The organism is Rhizobium sp. WYCCWR 11152 (assembly GCF_013087615.1).
Classification (GTDB): domain Bacteria; phylum Pseudomonadota; class Alphaproteobacteria; order Rhizobiales; family Rhizobiaceae; genus Rhizobium; species Rhizobium indicum.
The window spans coordinates 133871-151569 of sequence record NZ_JABFCP010000020.1; the positions used below are offsets into that span (position 1 = coordinate 133871).

The window sequence follows — 17699 nt, forward strand, 5'->3', positions numbered from 1 at the left end:
GACCCGCCGGAACATTTACCGGCTGAGACTGATCGACTGGCCTGTGCTCGTCTGTCCCTGGAAGCGGTTGTCGGCCGTCTTGTAGACGCTGCCGAGCTGGTTGCCCGAGCGGTCCTTGAGCAGCACCTGCTTGCCGGCGACCTCCCAGGAGCCCATCGCCGTCAGCTCGCCGACACAGCCACGCGTTCCGCCGCGCGAACCGCTGCCGAGATTGGTGAGCGTCAGGAACATGTCGCAACTGCCGTTAACACGCCAGCTTCCTACCATCGATTCCTTGGTGATATCGAGCGCATTCGCGGCCATTGCACCAGGCTCAGCGCCCGGCATCGGCGCCGTCGTCGTCGGCGCGGCCGGAAACTGCGAGCCGCCGGTCGGCGGCGGAAGCTGCCCGCCCTGCACCGAGGGCACCGGCTGCGCCGTCAACGGCGCCGGGCCGGCACTGGCGTTGGAGCTGTAATCATATGCCGTACGCTGACAACCGGCTAGCGACAGAACCACCACCAGACCTGTCATCGCATATCGCAACTGCATCATCATACTCCTGAATTCGGCTATCGCCGTAGAGAAACGGGCGTGAGACAAGTCCGATTATCGTAATTCGATTTGGTTAATCAAGTCGTGCTGCATAAATTGCCCGTGACAACAACTAACCGAAAAACGATACAGTTCAACTGTCCCGCTGCAAAACTTCCTGCACACAGAATTTGTCAGCAAGGTGTTATGCGCGTTCATCTCTATCAGTATCCCTGTCGAACTCGCGCAATGTCTCGGAATAGCGCTCCGGGCGAACCCCGCCGAAGGATTGCACCAGCACCGATGCGGAGGCCCTGCTCGCGCACCGAGGCGAGCCTCGACCTGATCTCGGTGACGGCTTCGGGATCGAAGCCGTCTATTCCGCCATCGGTACCGAGGCTGATCAAACCCGGCGCTCGACCATCATCTTCTTGATTTCGGCGATCGCCTTGGCCGGGTTGAGGCCCTTCGGGCAGGTCTGCGCACAGTTCATGATCGTGTGGCAGCGATAGAGGCGGAACGGGTCCTCGAGATTGTCGAGGCGCTCGCCGGTCGCCTCGTCTCTGGAATCGATCAGCCAGCGATAGGCCTGCAGCAGAACGGCCGGGCCGAGATAACGGTCGCCATTCCACCAGTAGCTCGGACAGGAGGTCGAGCAGCAGGCGCAAAGGATACATTCATAGAGGCCGTCCAGCTTCTGCCGGTCCTCGTGGCTCTGCTTCCACTCCTTGGCGGGCGCCGGCGACACCGTCTTCAGCCATGGCTCGATCGAACGATGCTGGGCATAGAAGTTGGTGAGGTCGGGAACCAGATCCTTGACGACGGGCAGATGCGGCAACGGATAGATTTTCACCGCGCCCTTGATATCGTCAAGGCCCTTGGTGCAGGCGAGCGTGTTCGTGCCGTCGATATTCATCGCGCAGGAGCCGCAGATGCCCTCGCGACAGGAGCGGCGCAGCGTCAGCGTCGGGTCGATCTTGTTCTTGATGTAGAGAAGACCGTCGAGCACCATCGGCCCGCAATCGTCGACATCGATATAGAAGGTATCGATCGACGGGTTCTGACCATCGTCCGGGCTCCAGCGGTAGACGCGGAACTCGCGGGTGTTTTTGGCACCCGCCGGCTTCGGCCAGACCTTGCCTTCGCGCATCTGAGAATTCTTGGGGAGAGCGAGTTCAACCATGTCCGGTTCCTCTTGAGATCAGTACACGCGAGCCTTCGGCTCGATCTTGTGCGGATCGATGCCTTCGGCAATGAGCTCGGTGTGAACAGGACGATAGTCGAGTTTCACATCGCCTGCCTCGTTCACCCAGGCGAGTGTGTGCTTGCGCCAGTTGACGTCGTCGCGGCCAGCGAATGCACCCTCGGTATAGTCTTCGCGGGCATGCGAACCGCGGCTCTCCTTGCGGGCCTCGGCGCCGTAGATCGTCGTGATGGCGTTGGCCATCAGGTTCTGCAGCTCCAGCGTCTCGACCAGATCCGAGTTCCAGATCATCGAGCGGTCGGTGACCTTGATGTCCTTCATCTCGCCCCAGATTGCCGAGATGCGCCGGCAACCGGATTCCAGCGATTCCTGCGTCCGGAACACCGCGGCGTCTTCCTGCATGGCGCGCTGCATCTTCTCGCGCAGTTCCGCCGTCGGCGTGCCGCCGCTGGCGTGACGCAAACCGTCGAAACGGTCCATGATCTTGTCGCAGGCTGCGACGTTGAGATGTGGGATCGGCGCTGCGCGGTCGATCACCTCGCCGGCACGGATCGCAGCGGCACGGCCGAAGACCACAAGGTCGATCAGCGAATTGGAGCCGAGGCGGTTGGCGCCGTGCACCGAAGCGCAGCCGGCCTCACCCACAGCCATCAGGCCGGGGATGATCCGTTCCGGATTGGCGCCGTCGGCGTTCAGCACTTCGCCCCAATAATTCGTGGGAATGCCGCCCATATTGTAGTGAACGGTCGGCAGAACCGGGATCGGTTCGCGCGTGACGTCGACGCCGGCGAAGATCTTGGCGCTCTCGGAAATCCCCGGCAGGCGTTCATGAAGAACGGCCGGATCGAGATGGTCGAGATGCAGGAAGATGTGGTCCTTCGCCTTGCCGACACCGCGGCCCTCGCGGATTTCCAGAGTCATGCAGCGCGAAACGACGTCGCGCGAGGCAAGGTCCTTGGCCGAAGGCGCGTAACGCTCCATGAAGCGCTCGCCCTCGGAGTTGACGAGATAACCGCCTTCGCCGCGCGCTCCTTCGGTGATCAGACAGCCCGAACCATAGATGCCGGTCGGGTGGAACTGAACGAATTCCATGTCCTGCAGCGGTAGGCCGGCACGCGCCACCATGCCGCCGCCGTCGCCGGTGCAGGTATGGGCTGACGTTGCCGAGAAATAGGCGCGGCCGTAGCCACCGGTCGCCAGCACCACCATCTTGGCGGCGAAGCGATGGATCGTGCCGTCATCCAGGCACCAGGCGATGACGCCGGTGCAGCGGCTGCCGTCTTCCGACATGATCAGGTCGAGCGCAAAATACTCGATGAAGAACTCGGCATTGTTGCGCAGCGACTGGCCGTAGAGCGTATGCAGGATGGCGTGGCCGGTACGGTCGGCAACGGCGCAGGTGCGCTGTACCGGCGGGCCTTCGCCGTAATTCTGCATATGGCCGCCGAACGGGCGCTGATAGATCTTGCCTTCCTCGTTGCGCGAGAACGGCACGCCGTAATGCTCGAGCTCATAGACCGCCTTCGGCGCTTCCATGGTGAGATACTGCATGGCGTCGACGTCGCCGAGCCAGTCGGAACCTTTGACGGTGTCGTAGAGGTGCCACTGCCAGCTATCCGGCGTCATGTTGCGCAGCGAGGCGGCGATGCCGCCCTGGGCGGCGACCGTATGCGAGCGGGTCGGAAATACCTTGGTGATGCAGGCCGTGCGGAAACCCTGCTCGGCCATGCCGAGCGTGGCGCGCAGCCCGGCGCCGCCGGCGCCGACGACGATCACGTCGTAGGAGTGATCGACATATTTGTAGGCTTTGCCATTCTGGGCGGGTGAAGTCGGTGCCATGTCAGTCTATCCTACGAATGCGATTTTCAGAATGGCGAAGAGACAGAGGCCGGCAATCAGGATCGCAAAGAACGTGTTCAGCATCAGGAGAACGATCTTGCCGAATTCGCCGTGCACGTAATCCTCGATGATGACCTGCATGCCGAGCTTCATGTGGATGACGCCCGAGATCACCATCAGCCCCATGACGACCGCGACGAAGGGGTTCGACAGCGCGCGAACCACATCCGCATAGGGCGCGCCGGCATAGGCGAGCATGAAGATGACGAAGAAGAGGATGAGCGGAACATTGGCGACGGCCGTCAGCCGCTGGCGCCAGAAATGATCCGTGCCGTCCTTGGCGGAGCCGAGCCCGCGAACCTTGCCGAGGGGGGTGCGCATATCCATGAGAGGACCTTCAGAAGCGAATGAGGAAGCCGATCACCCAGACCAGCACGGTCAGACAGAGCGACCCGATGATGTTGGCGATGGCGAGCTTGGTCGAGAACTCTTTCCCGAAGCCATAGCCGAGATCCCACATGAAGTGGCGGAAGCCGCCGAGCATGTGGTGCATCAGCGCCCAGGTATAGCCGAGAAGCACGAGCTTGCCGAGAAGGCTGCCGAGCACCCAGTTGGCCCAGTCATAGGAGCCCTGGCCACTTGCCGCCGCGATCAGCCACCAGGCGACGAGCAGCGTGCCAACGTAGAGCGCGCCACCGGTGATGCGGTGGACGATGGACATGACCATGGTGGGGATAGGTTTGTAGATTTGCAGATGCGGCGATAGGGGCCGGTTATTTGTCACGTTCGCCATCAGAACCTCGCGGCGGCTTCTCTGCGCTCCCGGATTTCGGAGCATGCTCAGTCAACCACACGAATGACAAAATTCTCTGTGTGCGTTGCATCAATTGCGACGTTTAATCACCGGAACCGCCGACGACAAGCACAATCGCTGTCTGCTTTTAATTTAATCGATTCGCGTTACCGGGAAGTTTGCAGGCTAAAGAAACTGGTCTCTTCCGCTCAAATTTTGTGCCGGTTGTCCGACCTGAATGGACAAGCTCCGCCTTTTGGCGCAATCTGGCGTTAACGATTTGTTAGGGATCGGAATTCCGGAGGCCGGCTACCCATGTTTCGCAGTCTGTCCGCAGTCGCCCTGCTTGCCCTGTCCGCACTCGCTGCACTTCCCGCCGAAGCCGGCGACCGCCGTCATGATCGTCGCTTTTCCGACCATCGCCATGCTTTTCATGGCGGACTGCTTCTCGACGAGCGTGTGAACTGGCGCAATCGCAGCATCCGTTTCGACAACGCCTATCGATATCGGAGCCGCAAAGAACGGATGCCGTTCCTGAAACATTTTTCATCGCCGGCGACCAATCGCGTCACCCGCAACAATATCATCGTCGTCGCACCCCAGGCGCAGAGTGACGGTGGCGACACCTATGCCGGCACGTCTTACGTCTATCAGGCCGATGGCGGAACCTATGTCGGCGGCGAGCGCTACGGTTTTTATCCTCCCGCGCGGCCTGAGCCGCTAGCCCCGAAAGCGAAAGTCATCGATATTGCAGTGCAGGACGATCCCTGCGTCTATGAGGCCAATGTCTGCGTCATCCGGCCTTAGAGCATGTCGCGCAAAAGTGTGCCGCGGTTTTGCGACAACGACATGCGTAAAAACAAAGGCTTAAAGCGCGAGGAGCGAGTCTGAAAGATCGCGACGCGCTTTAGAGCATGATGCCGAACGCAGGCGGCTCAAATTTGCCCGGTCCCACGCTTTCGCGACGCGGCTACGTCAATACGGACGGCGCACATCGGCGGGAGATTCTTGTCCTCAAACGTCGCCCGCCGTGGCGTTCCGCTATCCGGCATCCAAGCATCCCAGGCTCTGTTCATTTCCTCGAATGAGGCAAGGTCCCTGAGCCAGATATTGGCGAGAATGATCTCTGACTTGTCAGTACCTTCGCGCAGTAGCATGTCATTGATGCGCTCCAGTATTTCGTTGGTCTGCGCCGTCACGCTCGCTCCCCTCGTCAGGTTTGCGACCTGGCCGGGCAGATAGGCGGCATCTGCGAGGAGAGTTTCGTCAACTTTGGCTTGCCCCATCATCGTATTCGCAGACTTCCATCAATGCTTGAGATTGGGTCGTCGACCCTCATGGATCACTGTGGGGCTTCGCTCGCCACTCCGGTAGAGGGAATTAAATTGACCCGATATAATGGAAGCTGAACGCTCCTAGCTGGACAATATGGCCGTATGCCGCGAAATGAAGTCCACAAGGTAGCGCGCACCTTCGGCCGTCTCGGGTTGAGCATAGAGACCGATCTCGATACGCACCGGACCGGGCAGATCCGCCGATCTGTCAAGCGTCCGGCAACCCTCCGGTTTCGTGGTGAGCATCATTGGCGCGATACCGATACCGACGCGAACCGCGGTCGCCATGGCCACCAGCGTCGATGCGACGCACGCCGTCTTCCACTTGACGTTCCGCTGGGACAGAGCCGCAATCGTCGGGAGCGTCCAGGGACACTCCTCCTCGAACATAATGATGGGAAGCGGTTTTTCCGCATCCACCACGAAGTCGGATCTGACCGTCCACATCAAATATTCGGTCCAGATCAGGGTCGGTTTTCGCGAGAGGCAGGTGATGTCGCAAACCACGAGATCCAGCTTCCTGTCTTCAAACAGTTTGGCGAGGCGGCGATTCGGCTCGACAATGATGTCGATCTCGACCTTCGGGTTCTGGGCTCTGAAGGCACTAAGAATGTCGATCAGGTGGCCGGCTGCGAAGTCCTCAACGACGCCGAGGCGAATGCGGTCCTCGATCATCTTGCCTGTCAGCCTTTTCCCGACCTCGTCGCTGAGGGCGACCATTTCGCGGGCATAAGCCAGCATGATCTGCCCATGGCTCGTGAGCTCGAGGCCCTTTGACGAACGCGAAAACAGCGTAACGCCGACAAGCTCCTCCAGCTTGCGGATCTGCATGCTCACGGCCGCCTGCGTTCTGTTCAGCTTGACGGCAGCTCCATTGACGGTGCCGATCTCCGCGACGGTCAGAAATGCACGCAGCAGATAGGAATCAAGATCAAGCATCAAAAGCCCGCATTCCATACTTTGTGTCGCTCGAGAGCCGAGGGCCTCTCCGCCTTTGAGCGGATATTGGACGAACCATGTCCTTCCGGCAACTGGTGACCCTTAGCCCGGGCGCAGTGCAGGCTGCGCCCCATCAATGCCAGCTTATCGCGCGAAGAGAACGCATGCCTCGGGTGGAATGGAAACGCTGATCTCCTGCCCGCGAGCGAAAGCTATGTCTGGACGATTCGGGCAAGCCGAGATTATGCGGTCGCCACTGGCGAGGTCCAGAACGATATGCCTGAAGGCGCCGAGCGTCACGACGTCGGCAACACGTCCGGGCATGGCTCCAACAGCCGGAGCGCCGGACGACATCTCGACGCTTTCCGGCCTCACGCAAATCTCGGCGGCGCCTGAAAGACTTCCCGTGGACGCGACCGGAAACTCCCAGCCGGATTCGGAGCGAAATTTCCGGACCGTTCCGCCCGCAGCCGAAATCGAGCCATGAATCCAATTCGTCCGACCCATGAAATCCGCGACGAAATGCGAGTCTGGACGCCAATACACATCATCCGGTCTGCCGGATTGCATGATTGCTCCACGGTTCATCACGAATATGCGCTCTCCCAGGCTCATCGCTTCCTCCTGGTCATGGGTTACCACGATGGCGGTCGAGCCGACCGCGGCGAGCACATCCTTCAATTCGGTGCGCAGCTCATGGCGAAGCTTGGCGTCGAGGGCCGACAGGGGCTCATCCAGAAGAAGGAGGCTCGGATGGGTGGCGAGCGCCCGCGCAAGCGCAACACGCTGCTGCTGGCCGCCGCTCAACTGGTGCGGCCGCCGCTGTCCGAAACCGGTGAGCCGGACGAGCTCAAGCATCTCGGCAATGCGGCGCGGTATTTGCCCCGGCGGATGGTTGCGATGGCGAAGTCCGTAGCCGATGTTCTGTTCGACGGTCATATGCGGGAAAAGAGCGTAGTGCTGAAACAGCAGCCCGACATTGCGCTCATAGGGTTTCAATCCCGCCATCGGCTCGCCGTCGATCAGGATCGAGCCTTTGTCGGGCCGCTCGAATCCGGCAATGAGCCGAAGAATGGTGGTCTTGCCGCAGCCGCTCGGTCCAAGCAGTGCGATTGTTTCACCTGGGTTCACCGAGAAGGAGATATCACCGAGGGCGACCGTTTCGCCGAAGCGCTTGCTGACCCCTCGAAATTCCACGGCAGAATTCATCGTATTGTCCTCATGAACGAAACAGACCCTGGCCGACGACGGTATCGAAGCCGACGACACGGTCCAGCACGACGATCAGCAACGCGGTGACGGCAATCAGGACCACGGCCGCCGCGGCGATCGTCAGATCGAAAGCCGCCCGCATGTTGCTGACCAGCGTAACAGGCAAGGTTGTTGCGGACGGATCGCTCAGAAAGAGACTGATCGATACGTCATCCATCGAAATTGCGAAGGCGAAGATCGCGCCGGTGACGACGCCGGTCCGCATGAGCGGCAGGGTAATGGTCCAGAAGGCCTGGCGCTCGGTGGCGCCGAGAACCATTGCGGCTTCCGTCAATCGTTGGTCGCTGCCGAGAAGGCTGGCGAGACTGGTCCTTATGCAATAGGGCAACGTGATGATCACGTGGCCGAGGAGCAGGCGTGCCATACCATTTGTGATACCGGCCTTGGAAAGGAAAAGCAGCAGGCCGAATCCAATCACGACCGGCGGGACGATGAGTGGCGAGAGAAAGGCCGAAGTCAGCGCTGCCTTTCCTGGAAAATTGCCCCGGGCAAGACCGACAGCCGCCGCAGTTCCGATGGTGACGGACAGAACCGTCGTGAGTACCGCCAAGATGAGGCTGGTGCGCAGGCTGGCAAGGATATCCGCCTGGGAGACGAGCCGTTCGAACCAGTGAAGCGACAGCGTAGGTGGCGGCATCGGGCCGAGGTAGGTCCTGGCGTCGAAAGCCATGAGGCAGGTTATCACCAACGGGATGGCGAGGAACGCCAATCCAAGGCCGATGACACCGTAGGCAAGGGAAGCGGCGATCCGGTCTCCGGTTCGCGCTGCAAGAGACTGTCTGCTCATCGGGAAACCTTCCAGGCCTGCGCAAACGTTATGACAGCGACGACCGCCAAGGCCGCGGCAAGCATGACGAGCGAGATCGCCGCGCCGCTCGGATAGTTGGCGATATCGCTGAACCGGGTGTAAATGACGTTCGACATGAAAAGCACCCTGCCCCTCCCGAGCACCATGGGGATGACGAAGGCGCTGATCGCGAAAGTCAGCGACACAAGCGTGCTTGAGATCAGAGCCGGGAAGCTCAGGGGAAGCGTAATCGACAGATGGGCTTTCCATCCCGGCGCGCCCAGCGACTGGGCCGCATCGAGCAGACGCGGATCGATCGATTGCATCGCGCCAATCAGCGTTAGCGTTGCGACCGGTATGATCGAGTGAACCAGACCCGCAATAACGACGATATTGATATATTCGCGGCTGTTGGGAGAAAGGCCAAGTGTCAAGAGGAAGGGGCGGAAGATGCCGACCGACCCGAAGGTCAGTTCGATCGCATATGTCTTGATCAGGACGCTGGAAAGAACAAGCGTAATCAAAAAGCCGAGGGTGAGCGTGCGCATCCGCGGCGAAATGCGCCGCACGATGAAATAGGCCAGCGGGAATGCCACAAGCTGGCCGATGATCGCGGCAACTCCACCGATCCAGAAGGTCGTCAGCAGGACACTTGCAAACGCCTGGTTTGCAAGCTCGTAATAGTTCTGGACCGTTGCTGCGGCATTTTCAACGGAGCCGACGCGCCCCGGCGTAAACTCCTTCAAGCTTTCGATTGCCAGGTTGATGAGCGGTGACAGAAAACCGAATGCGAACACCAGGAGGGCTGGCCCCAGCGTCAGGGCCGCATCTCGGCGATCCGGAATAGAAATGGCAACGGGTTGCCGCCTTACCTTGGTCATGGTGGAACAGCCTTTTCCTCGCCCTTGCGGGCCATGAGAAAGGGAGATTGCCGAAGCCGCGCCCGCGCCTTCGGCAACCTGCCGCGACACGCTTTAGAGCAACGGGGCGATGTCCTGCTCCCAGCGCTTGGACCAGGCATCCTGCTGTTCGAGAACGACATTGTAGTCCGGCACATAGACGAAGCTCGAAAACTCGTCCGACGTGAAGGACAGATGCTTGAGGTTGTCGGGCGTGACCGCCTTGCTGTTCAACGGCGCTTCGCCAGCCACCTTGGCGTAGAGCGAATTCATGTCTGGGCTGATCGCGAAGTTGACGAAATCGAGCGTTGCCTTGGTGCTCGGTCTATTCTTCAGCACGCCGAAACCGCTCTGGTAGAGGAAGGCCTTGAAGTTGCTGTCCTTGGTGAAACGCGTAACTGGGAAGTTCTTCGCCACGGCCGCCCAGCCGGGCTCAGCGAAGAAGCCGACGGAGGTCTCGCCCGACGTTAGCGAATTGGTGAAGTCAATATCGGTGATGGCGACGCGGCCGATATTGCCGGATTTCGCCAATTCCGTCATGAGCTTCCACCCGGGTTCCATATTCGTTTCACTGCCGCCGGCGTGAAGGGCGAGCGCGACAATCTGGAGCATCATGCTCTGTGTCGGGCCCGGCCAGCAGATCGCACCCTTGAGATCGGGGCTCAGCAGATCATCGATGGTCTTCACAGCGATCGGAGCCGTGTCGGTTCGGGCGCCGAAATACATGCCGCCAACTGCGCGCGGGACCGCTTTGATGTTGCCCTTGCCGTCACGAATGATGATTTTCTCGGGAATATTCGCAAGATTGGGAATATCGGCAGGATTGATGGTCTCGAGCCAATCCTCCTTCACCATGCTGTTGAACGAGCCTTCCCAGCCGGCGACGTAGTCGTAGTCGACATTCGGCCAGACGGCCTTGATCTTTGGCAGGATCGCGCCCGCGCCGCCCTGATGAAGAACCCAGTTGAATGTCGCCGCATTCTGGTCGGCGGCAATCTGTTTCATCGCTTCGACGACATCGCCGCCCCATTCGACGGCGGTCAGATTGCCGCTGCCGGCTGCGGCGGATCTCGCAAACCCGGTCATCGTGCCGGCAATCCCCGCGGCAGCGGCGGATCCGAGGAAGCGGCGGCGTGTCATATCGTGCAACATGGTAGGTCCCCTTTGTTGTCGGCCCTCTGCCGGACCGTTCGCATCGGAGACTGCTTGGAGGTTACCAACCGCGGTAGTGGGAAAATTCTCGCCGGGTTATAAAGTTTTCTGAACGTCCGGATGAACGCACTACCCGCTTCGCGGAGCCTCGGCAGGCCTGGTCTATCAAGAATCGTTATATCCCCTCTCGAATTTTCGCGGTTCCAAGAGAAGCGGGCGGCGCCGATGATGATGGCAGCATCAATACCGTGGGAGCCTGCCTTGACCATTGACCGGGATTTTCTGGAAGACTTGAGAAAGCGCTTCGGCAGCGCTGCAGGCGGGGAGATGGAAGATCCGCACTTCCGCGCCGTGGCGGCGAGCGTATTCAAGGACGGCGACAGCCGCAAATGGCCCTTCGCCGATCCTGCGACCTTTCTGGATGCCCGTTTCATCGAGAACGGCTTGCAGCCCGAGGTGCTTGAGGCGCTTGACGTGGCTTTGATCGGCGTGCCGATGGACCTCGGCGTCACCAATCGCGCCGGCGCGCGGCTGGGGCCGCGGGCCGTCCGGGCTGTCGAGCGTATAGGCCCTTACGAGCATGTTCTGCGTGTCGCGCCAATGGGAGGGCTAAAGGTCGCCGATGTCGGCGACGTGCCGATGCGCAGCCGGTTCGACCTGGCCGAATGCCATGCCGACATCGAGGCCTGCTACCGGATGATCGCGGCAACCGGGGTCATCCCGCTGTCGGTCGGCGGCGACCATTCGATCTCCGGCGCCATCCTCAAGGGCCTGGCGGCCGGCCAGCCGGTAGGCATGATCCACATCGACGCTCATTGCGACACCGCTGGTCCCTATGAGGGCTCGAAGTTCCATCACGGCGCGCCCTTCCGCGAGGCGGTTCTGGCGGGTGTGCTCGATCCGAAGCGTACGATCCAGATCGGCATCCGCGGCGGCGGCGAATATCTCTGGGAGTTCTCCTTTGCCTCCGGCATGACCGTCATTCACGCCGAAGAGGTGGTGGAGATGGGGCTCAAGGCGGTGATCGCAAAGGCTCTGGAGGTTGTCGGTGCCGGTCCGACCTATCTCAGTTTCGACGTGGACAGCCTCGATCCGGCCTTCGCCCCGGGAACCGGCACGCCGGAAGTCGGCGGGCTTCAGCCGAGGGAGGCCCTGACCTTGCTGCGCGGCTTCAAGGGCATCAACCTCGTCGGTGGCGACGTCGTGGAAATCGCGCCGCAATACGACAACACCACCAACACCGCGCAGATCGCCGCCCAGGTCCTGTTCGAACTCCTGTGCCTCGCGATGTTCAGTCCCGCGGTCAGGACAAGGCTGACCTGAGAACCAGCTCCACAATGGCAGCGGGCCTCGCGCCCGCTGCCATCCATCACCTGTCGCACAACACGTCTCAAAAAGGGGAACGACATGACTGCTCTTATGAAATTGCGCTACACCGCCACCGCGGCAATTGCCGTATTCGGCATCCTGGCAGGGGCCGCGCAGGCCGACGAACTTGCCGATATCAAGGCCGCAGGCGAGATCAACATCGGCATCTTCTCCGATTTCCCGCCCTTCTCTTCGGCAAGCGCCGATATGAGCATCAAGGGCTATGACGTCGACGTCGCCCAGAAGATCGCCGACGGGCTCGGCGTGAAACTCAATCTCGTCAGCGTTACTGGCCAGAACAGGATCGCCTACCTGAACGACGACCGCGTCGACCTGCTGATGAGCGTCGGCTATTCGAAGGAGCGCGCCGAGGTTATCGATTATGCCGCCCCGTACGCCCCCTACTATATCGCCGTCATCGGTCCGGCTGCGCTGAAGGTGAGCGGCAAGGAAGACCTCGCCGACAAGACCGTTGCCGTCAATCGTGGGACGCTCGAAGACACGTCGCTGACGGCCGTCGCCCCCGGCTCGGCTGCGATCCAGCGTTTCGAGAACTATAATTCGGTCATCCAGGCCTTCATCTCCGGCCAGACCCAGCTGATGGTCGTCGGCAACGATGTCGGCGCGCAGGTTCTGGCACGACAGGACGAGCTGAAGCCGGAGCAGAAGTTCCAGCTCCTCAGCTCCCCCTCGCACATCGCGCTCCGCAAGGGCGAGGAAGGCCTGAAGAAGGTCGTCAATGACAGCGTCGCCGCAATGATCGCCGATGGTTCGCTCGACGCAAGCTCGAAGAGCTGGCTGAAAGCGCCGCTCAACCCTGAAAACCTGAAGGACTGACGAGCACGGCCTCCCACTCACCAGAGCATGATGCCGAAAGCCGTAAGCGATTGCGGTGGCATCATGCTCCAATTCTTTGGTTGAGAGGCGGATCGGGATTTCGGGCCGACCCGGCCCGGATCATCCGGCTCCAAAGGACAAGCGATGAGATACAGCCTCGATTTCAATTGGCTTTGGGACGGAATGGGAGCTCTGGCTTATGGCGCAGGCACGACGCTTGCACTGACGGTCTCCACATCGGTCCTCGGGATCGTTCTCAGCATTCTCGGCGCAGCCGCGCGCCGGGGACCTTATCCTTGGTTGCGCAAGCTCGTCGGCCTGTATGTGGAAATCATGCGCAACACGCCATTCCTGGTGCAGCTGTTCTTCATCTTCTTTGGCTTGCCTAGTCTCGGCATTCGCCTCGATCCGATCACTGCCGCCGTCCTTGCCATGACCCTCAACATGGCGGCCTACACGATCGAGGTGGTCGGGGCCGGGCTCGATGCCATACCGAGAGGCCAGAAGGAGGCGGCGCAGGCACTCGGCCTCAGGCCTCGGCTGGTGTTCTTCAAGATCATCCTGCCGCAGGCGATCGCCATCATTTTTCCGGCGCTGACGAGCCAGATCATCATCATGATGCTGGAATCGGCGGTTGTTTCGCAAATATCCGTCCGCGAGCTGGCGCAGGAGGCCGATCTGCTTCAGTCGCGCACCTTCCGCTCCTTCGAGACCTATCTGGTGGCGACGCTGATCTACCTTTCGATGTCCGCCGCACTTCGCCGGCTGCTTTTCGCCGGAAAGCGCCGTTTTCTGGGAGCCGGCCTGGCATGATTGAGTTCACCTTCTGGGACATTCTGCGCAATCTTGTCTTCGCGACACGCTGGACCCTGCTGCTTTCGCTCGCAGCCTTTGCCGGCGGCGCCATCGTTGGCCTGGCGATCCTGTCTGCGCGGATATCGAAAACACGCTGGCCGCGCCGCTTCGCGTCCGGCTACATTGCCCTGTTTCAGGGAACGCCGCTCCTGATGCAGCTGTTTTTGATGTTCTTCGGCCTACCGATGCTCGGTTTCCGGATCGAGTCATGGACCGCCGCCGTCTGCGGCCTGACGTTCTACGCCAGCGCTTATCTTGCCGAAATCTGGCGGAGCGGCGTCGAGGCGGTGCCGCGCGGGCAATGGGACGCTGCAGCCAGCCTGGGCTTGCATCGTCTCCTCGAACTTCGCCTTATCATCCTGCCGCAGGCTTTCCGGATCACCCGCGCGCCGACCGTCGGGTTCTTGGTCCAGTTGATCAAGAGCACCGCACTGGCCTCGATCCTCGGCTTCGACGAACTGCTGAAAACCGCAAACGCCATCAACAACGCGACCTTCGAACCTTTCAAGGTCTACGGTCTCGTCGCAGTGATCTTCTTCGCCCTGTGCTATCCGCTGACGCAATACGCCAGATTTCTGGAGAAGAAAGCGACGTTTGGCTGAGCGGTGTTCAATGCTCCGCATTCCGATCGCAACGACGTGTCCAAAGGGCCGATGCCGGTTGAAAGCTGGTACGCCGCGCAGCGGCGGCGCCGCTCTCGTTCAATCACAGAGAATTCGCCTTATCCAGCAGCCAGAACTTATCGGGAGATCGTTTCAATGACCGACACACAAATCCGTATTCTCGATGCCCGGACAACGGGCGAGCTCCTCCCTTTCGGTGCGCTGGTCGCGACCCTGCGGCAAGCATTCGCCGAAGGCTGTGTCGTGCCGGTGCGGCATCACCACACGATAGCCAATAGCGGCGAGCCGGATGCGACGCTGCTTCTGATGCCTGCCTGGCATGAAACGCACCGGTCGGAGCGCTACCTTGGCATCAAGATCGTCACCGTCTTTCCCGGCAACACGGTGCGCGGCATTCCCGGTTTGACCTCGACTTACATGCTCTATGATGGTCGGACCGGGATGCAGCTTGCGCTACTTGACGGAAACACGATCACCACGCGCCGCACGGTAGCGGCATCGGCCCTTGCCGCGGATTATCTTGCCCGAAAGGACGCCCACCGTCTGCTGGTGATCGGCGCAGGCCGCGTCGCGAGCCTCATACCCGATGCCTACCGCGCCGTCCGGCCGATCGCGCATGTCGATATCTGGGATATCGATCCCGCCAGCGCCGAACGACTGGCGCAGAGCCTCCGGCAACGTGGGCTCCAGGCCACTGCCGTCACGGATCTGGAAGCAGCAGTGCGGCAGGCCGATATCGTCAGTGCGGCGACGCTGGCGACAGCACCGCTTATCCGCGGCGCATGGCTGCGGCCGGGCACCCACGTCGATCTGATCGGCGGCTTCACCCCGGCGATGCGCGAGGCCGATGACGAGGCGCTTCGGCGCTCGTCTGTCTATATCGACACGCACGAAGCCCTTCACGAAGCAGGCGATCTGGTTCAGCCGATCAGGGCCGGCGTCATTGCTGCAGATGCGGTGCGTGCGACACTTGACGAGTTGTGCCGCCGGGATGTTCCAGCGCGAACGTCCAATGACGAGATCACTCTCTACAAGGCAGTCGGAACGGCGTTGGCTGATCTTGCCGCCGCGACAATGGTGTATGAGGCAGTCTTGAGCGCAGGCTGACGTCTTTTGATCCGGGCGATCGCGAATGATCGGGACGGGAGATTCTCGATTTTTCTAAGGAGGAATGAGCACCCTCAATAGACGGGCTCCCGGTTCGACGCTCCTGGCATGTCCAGGGATTCGATCGCCAGTGCTGCGCCCGACCAAAGTCCGAAACCGACCTATGTCGGTTCGGTGGGCGAAGGGGAAGCAACGGGCCGGCGCTGATATTCGTGCGGTATAGTGCTTTGTGTGCCATAGTCGGGTAAGCTCCTTGTGCAATCCGATATAGACCCGCAGTGAATACAAATCCGCCGCGCATCGAAATCCAGCAACTGGCCCATTTCGTGCTGGCCTGTCAGAGCCCGACGCTGGCAGAGACCGCGCGCGAGCTTGGGATTGCTCCTTCGGCGCTGACATCAAGTCTGCGTACTTTGGAAAATGAACTTCAACTCAAGCTCTTCATCCGGAAAAGCGGTCACCTCAGTCCTTTACCGGCAGCCTTCTGGCTGTTTCAGCAGGCAACGGCCATCCTTCATCGCGAAAGGTTCGTGCGCCGGATGAGGAATGGGGACACGGACCATCTTCGCATCGATATTCGTCTCGATCTCAGTTTCTCCATCGGTCGATTTTCGAAGGCGATCGGACGTACCGTCGAAGATATGGAACGCCAGCGGCCCGACCTGCTGATCGACGTGATATTTGCAGACGGGCGAGGAAAATCCCTTGTTGATGACAGGGCCGCGGAAATCCCCGGCAGCACGGGTTCGATGGAAATCGAAGTCGGCTATATGACCGGCGTGCCATCTGCGAACCTGCCTGCGATGACGCCCTTTTACGATGAGGTCTGGTTTTCCGTCGGAACGGCGGAGGCCGCGGTTGATCTTCACTCCCCCAATCAGAAATTTGTCGTTTTGAAAATGCGTCAGGCACTTCGCGATGCCGTCATCCGATATGCGGACGAGCATGGCATCCGCGACCGCATGATCCTGATGGATGAGGAGCCGGCAGACCTTCATCGACTGCTCAACGAGTTTCCGCAAATGCGGTTCCTGATGCCCCGCAGTATGGTCGCCGACCGGCTCGGACTTGCGCGCCTGCATCTGGAGCCCCTCGATCCGCCTTTGTCGAGCACCTTGGGCGTGCGCGCAAACGGGCCGGACCAGGAGGTCGTGTCCGCCCTGCTTTGTAGCCTCAAGAAAAATCTGGAGGCAACGGAGGCCAATATCGTCTTTCGACCGCAGTTGACGGCACGTCAATTGCACTACTTCAACCTTGCGCATCTCAGCGGAGGTATTTCGGCGGCGGCGCGCGCGGCGCATATTACGCAACCTTCCGTTTCGACTCAGATTCAGAAGATCGAGGCAGTTGTCGGGCAATCCCTGTTCGAACGGCGGCGCAACGGTGCCGAGAGCACGAAGGCCGGCAAGGCATTGCTTCCCTTCACCCTGGAGATCGAAGAGCGCATCGATAGCCTCGTTCGGGCTAGTCTGGATATTGCCGCCCACACACAGGCGACCATCTCAATCGGCATGCTGCCGAGTTCGGGGCATGACAGCGTCATGACCGACAAGGTGGCGCAGGCACTGACGGCAACCCGCCTTGGCCATCCCGAATACCGGCTGAGAATCATCGAAGGTTCCAACGCTGTGCTTCACGACCAGGTACGTGCGGGAGAGCTCAATCTGGCCATTGTCGGTGCCGTCCAGACGCAGATGACCCGGATCCATCTCGGGCCGAGCGAGCGCCTGTCGGTCATTGCCAATCCGGCCTTGGACCTTGCTGGTCGAACGGAGATTCCACTGGCCGAAGTTTGCGGATTTCCGCTGGTTCTCGGAATCAAGCATCTCAGTATCCATCAGGCGTTCATGGCAGCCGCCAGCGCGCGGCATCTGCGTGTCGAGCCGGTCATGGACGTCGGTTCTCTGCCATTGGCCATCGCCATGGTCCGCCGTTTGCCGGTCTGTACGGTCCTGCCGGTGTCCTCGGTCCAGCAGGATATCGACAGCGGGCGCCTCACCGCGGCGCCAATTACGGAAGACGTCATCGCCGGAAACCTCTCGGTGATTTTCTCCGGCGAAAGGACGCTGTCCGAGGCCGAACGGACGATGATCCAGTCACTCGTTGCCGTCTTCGGCCGACAGGTGTGATCTAAAAACATATCGTGTCGAATCGCGCTCATGCGCGGAGCATTCTGA

General features: G+C 60.6%; 18 protein-coding genes. 7 read left to right on the plus strand and 11 right to left on the minus strand.

The window, feature by feature from the left end; genetic code table 11:
• Positions 1-15: 15 nt before the first annotated feature.
• The 5 genes from G9X67_RS28085 to sdhC form a co-directional block, all read right to left on the minus strand.
• Positions 16-531, minus strand: a complete 516-nt coding sequence (locus tag G9X67_RS28085; RefSeq protein ID WP_011653815.1) for a protease inhibitor Inh/omp19 family protein — start codon at positions 529-531, stop codon at positions 16-18.
• 385 nt (positions 532-916) lie between these two features.
• Positions 917-1696 (minus strand): succinate dehydrogenase iron-sulfur subunit, encoded by a 780-nt coding sequence (locus tag G9X67_RS28090; protein ID WP_003567268.1) that lies wholly within the window; start codon positions 1694-1696, stop codon positions 917-919.
• A gap of 18 nt (positions 1697-1714) precedes the next feature.
• A complete protein-coding gene (sdhA, locus tag G9X67_RS28095; protein WP_028743656.1) occupies positions 1715-3556 on the minus strand; it encodes a succinate dehydrogenase flavoprotein subunit in 1842 nt (613 codons plus the stop codon).
• Between the two features lie 6 nt (positions 3557-3562).
• Positions 3563-3943: a succinate dehydrogenase, hydrophobic membrane anchor protein gene (gene sdhD / locus G9X67_RS28100; protein ID WP_018448193.1), complete on the minus strand. Its 381-nt coding sequence runs from the start codon at positions 3941-3943 to the stop codon at positions 3563-3565.
• A 10-nt stretch (positions 3944-3953) separates the two neighbouring features.
• Positions 3954-4349, minus strand: a complete 396-nt coding sequence (sdhC, locus tag G9X67_RS28105; RefSeq protein ID WP_138331774.1) for a succinate dehydrogenase, cytochrome b556 subunit — start codon at positions 4347-4349, stop codon at positions 3954-3956.
• A 315-nt stretch (positions 4350-4664) separates the two neighbouring features.
• Here sdhC and G9X67_RS28110 point away from each other — a divergent pair, with 315 nt between their 5' ends.
• Positions 4665-5156: a hypothetical protein gene (locus G9X67_RS28110; RefSeq protein WP_171600180.1), complete on the plus strand. Its 492-nt coding sequence runs from the start codon at positions 4665-4667 to the stop codon at positions 5154-5156.
• 128 nt (positions 5157-5284) lie between these two features.
• Here G9X67_RS28110 and G9X67_RS28115 read toward each other — a convergent pair whose 3' ends face one another.
• From G9X67_RS28115 to G9X67_RS28140, 6 genes are all read right to left on the minus strand, one after another.
• Positions 5285-5638, minus strand: coding sequence for a RidA family protein (locus tag G9X67_RS28115; protein WP_138331776.1), 354 nt, complete (start codon positions 5636-5638; stop codon positions 5285-5287).
• Between the two features lie 126 nt (positions 5639-5764).
• Positions 5765-6622, minus strand: coding sequence for a LysR substrate-binding domain-containing protein (locus tag G9X67_RS28120; protein WP_043294771.1), 858 nt, complete (start codon positions 6620-6622; stop codon positions 5765-5767).
• Between the two features lie 144 nt (positions 6623-6766).
• Positions 6767-7831 (minus strand): ABC transporter ATP-binding protein, encoded by a 1065-nt coding sequence (locus tag G9X67_RS28125; protein ID WP_138331777.1) that lies wholly within the window; start codon positions 7829-7831, stop codon positions 6767-6769.
• Between the two features lie 10 nt (positions 7832-7841).
• Positions 7842-8681: an ABC transporter permease gene (locus G9X67_RS28130; RefSeq protein WP_138331778.1), complete on the minus strand. Its 840-nt coding sequence runs from the start codon at positions 8679-8681 to the stop codon at positions 7842-7844.
• A complete protein-coding gene (locus G9X67_RS28135; protein ID WP_164048436.1) occupies positions 8678-9562 on the minus strand; it encodes an ABC transporter permease in 885 nt (294 codons plus the stop codon). Before G9X67_RS28135 ends, G9X67_RS28130 begins: the two co-directional genes overlap by 4 nt.
• Positions 9563-9655: 93 nt before the next feature.
• On the minus strand, positions 9656-10732 hold the full coding sequence (locus G9X67_RS28140) for an extracellular solute-binding protein (protein ID WP_138331780.1): 1077 nt from the start codon (positions 10730-10732) through the stop codon (positions 9656-9658).
• A gap of 261 nt (positions 10733-10993) precedes the next feature.
• Between G9X67_RS28140 and speB the strand changes: the two genes are divergently transcribed.
• The 6 genes from speB to G9X67_RS28170 all read left to right on the plus strand — a co-directional run bounded on the left by speB (position 10994) and on the right by G9X67_RS28170 (position 17651).
• On the plus strand, positions 10994-12055 hold the full coding sequence (gene speB / locus G9X67_RS28145; protein ID WP_171600181.1) for an agmatinase: 1062 nt from the start codon (positions 10994-10996) through the stop codon (positions 12053-12055).
• An 84-nt stretch (positions 12056-12139) separates the two neighbouring features.
• Complete coding sequence (locus G9X67_RS28150) at positions 12140-12937, plus strand: transporter substrate-binding domain-containing protein (protein ID WP_171600182.1); 798 nt, start codon at positions 12140-12142, stop codon at positions 12935-12937.
• A 144-nt stretch (positions 12938-13081) separates the two neighbouring features.
• Positions 13082-13750 carry an amino acid ABC transporter permease gene (locus tag G9X67_RS28155; RefSeq protein ID WP_011653827.1) on the plus strand — a complete coding sequence of 223 codons (669 nt, stop codon included), beginning with the start codon at positions 13082-13084 and terminating at the stop codon, positions 13748-13750.
• The gene (locus tag G9X67_RS28160) at positions 13747-14394 is read left to right on the plus strand and encodes an amino acid ABC transporter permease (protein ID WP_138331783.1); all 648 of its coding nucleotides are present in this window, start codon (positions 13747-13749) and stop codon (positions 14392-14394) included. The genes G9X67_RS28155 and G9X67_RS28160 overlap by 4 nt, the downstream gene beginning before the upstream one ends.
• A gap of 156 nt (positions 14395-14550) precedes the next feature.
• Positions 14551-15522: an ornithine cyclodeaminase family protein gene (locus G9X67_RS28165; protein ID WP_138331784.1), complete on the plus strand. Its 972-nt coding sequence runs from the start codon at positions 14551-14553 to the stop codon at positions 15520-15522.
• Positions 15523-15800: 278 nt separating this feature from the next.
• Entirely contained in the window at positions 15801-17651 is a 1851-nt protein-coding gene (locus tag G9X67_RS28170) for a LysR family transcriptional regulator (protein WP_171600183.1), read from the plus strand.
• The last annotated feature ends 48 nt before the right edge of the window (positions 17652-17699 follow it).

Excerpts from the sequence above, each read along its gene's own strand:
- G9X67_RS28085 (WP_011653815.1), bottom strand. The coding sequence starts at position 531 with ATGCAGTTGCGATATGCGATGACAGGTCTGGTGGTGGTTCTGTCGCTA.
- G9X67_RS28090 (WP_003567268.1), bottom strand. The coding sequence starts at position 1,696 with ATGGTTGAACTCGCTCTCCCCAAGAATTCTCAGATGCGCGAAGGCAAG.
- G9X67_RS28165 (WP_138331784.1), top strand. The coding sequence starts at position 14,551 with ATGACCGACACACAAATCCGTATTCTCGATGCCCGGACAACGGGCGAG.
- G9X67_RS28110 (WP_171600180.1), top strand. The coding sequence starts at position 4,665 with ATGTTTCGCAGTCTGTCCGCAGTCGCCCTGCTTGCCCTGTCCGCACTC.
- sdhC (WP_138331774.1), bottom strand. The coding sequence starts at position 4,349 with ATGGCGAACGTGACAAATAACCGGCCCCTATCGCCGCATCTGCAAATC.
- G9X67_RS28120 (WP_043294771.1), bottom strand. The coding sequence starts at position 6,622 with ATGCTTGATCTTGATTCCTATCTGCTGCGTGCATTTCTGACCGTCGCG.
- sdhA (WP_028743656.1), bottom strand. The coding sequence starts at position 3,556 with ATGGCACCGACTTCACCCGCCCAGAATGGCAAAGCCTACAAATATGTC.
- G9X67_RS28150 (WP_171600182.1), top strand. The coding sequence starts at position 12,140 with ATGACTGCTCTTATGAAATTGCGCTACACCGCCACCGCGGCAATTGCC.
- G9X67_RS28160 (WP_138331783.1), top strand. The coding sequence starts at position 13,747 with ATGATTGAGTTCACCTTCTGGGACATTCTGCGCAATCTTGTCTTCGCG.
- sdhD (WP_018448193.1), bottom strand. The coding sequence starts at position 3,943 with ATGGATATGCGCACCCCCCTCGGCAAGGTTCGCGGGCTCGGCTCCGCC.
- G9X67_RS28155 (WP_011653827.1), top strand. The coding sequence starts at position 13,082 with ATGAGATACAGCCTCGATTTCAATTGGCTTTGGGACGGAATGGGAGCT.
- G9X67_RS28140 (WP_138331780.1), bottom strand. The coding sequence starts at position 10,732 with ATGTTGCACGATATGACACGCCGCCGCTTCCTCGGATCCGCCGCTGCC.
- G9X67_RS28130 (WP_138331778.1), bottom strand. The coding sequence starts at position 8,681 with ATGAGCAGACAGTCTCTTGCAGCGCGAACCGGAGACCGGATCGCCGCT.
- G9X67_RS28115 (WP_138331776.1), bottom strand. The coding sequence starts at position 5,638 with ATGATGGGGCAAGCCAAAGTTGACGAAACTCTCCTCGCAGATGCCGCC.
- G9X67_RS28125 (WP_138331777.1), bottom strand. The coding sequence starts at position 7,831 with ATGAATTCTGCCGTGGAATTTCGAGGGGTCAGCAAGCGCTTCGGCGAA.
- G9X67_RS28135 (WP_164048436.1), bottom strand. The coding sequence starts at position 9,562 with ATGACCAAGGTAAGGCGGCAACCCGTTGCCATTTCTATTCCGGATCGC.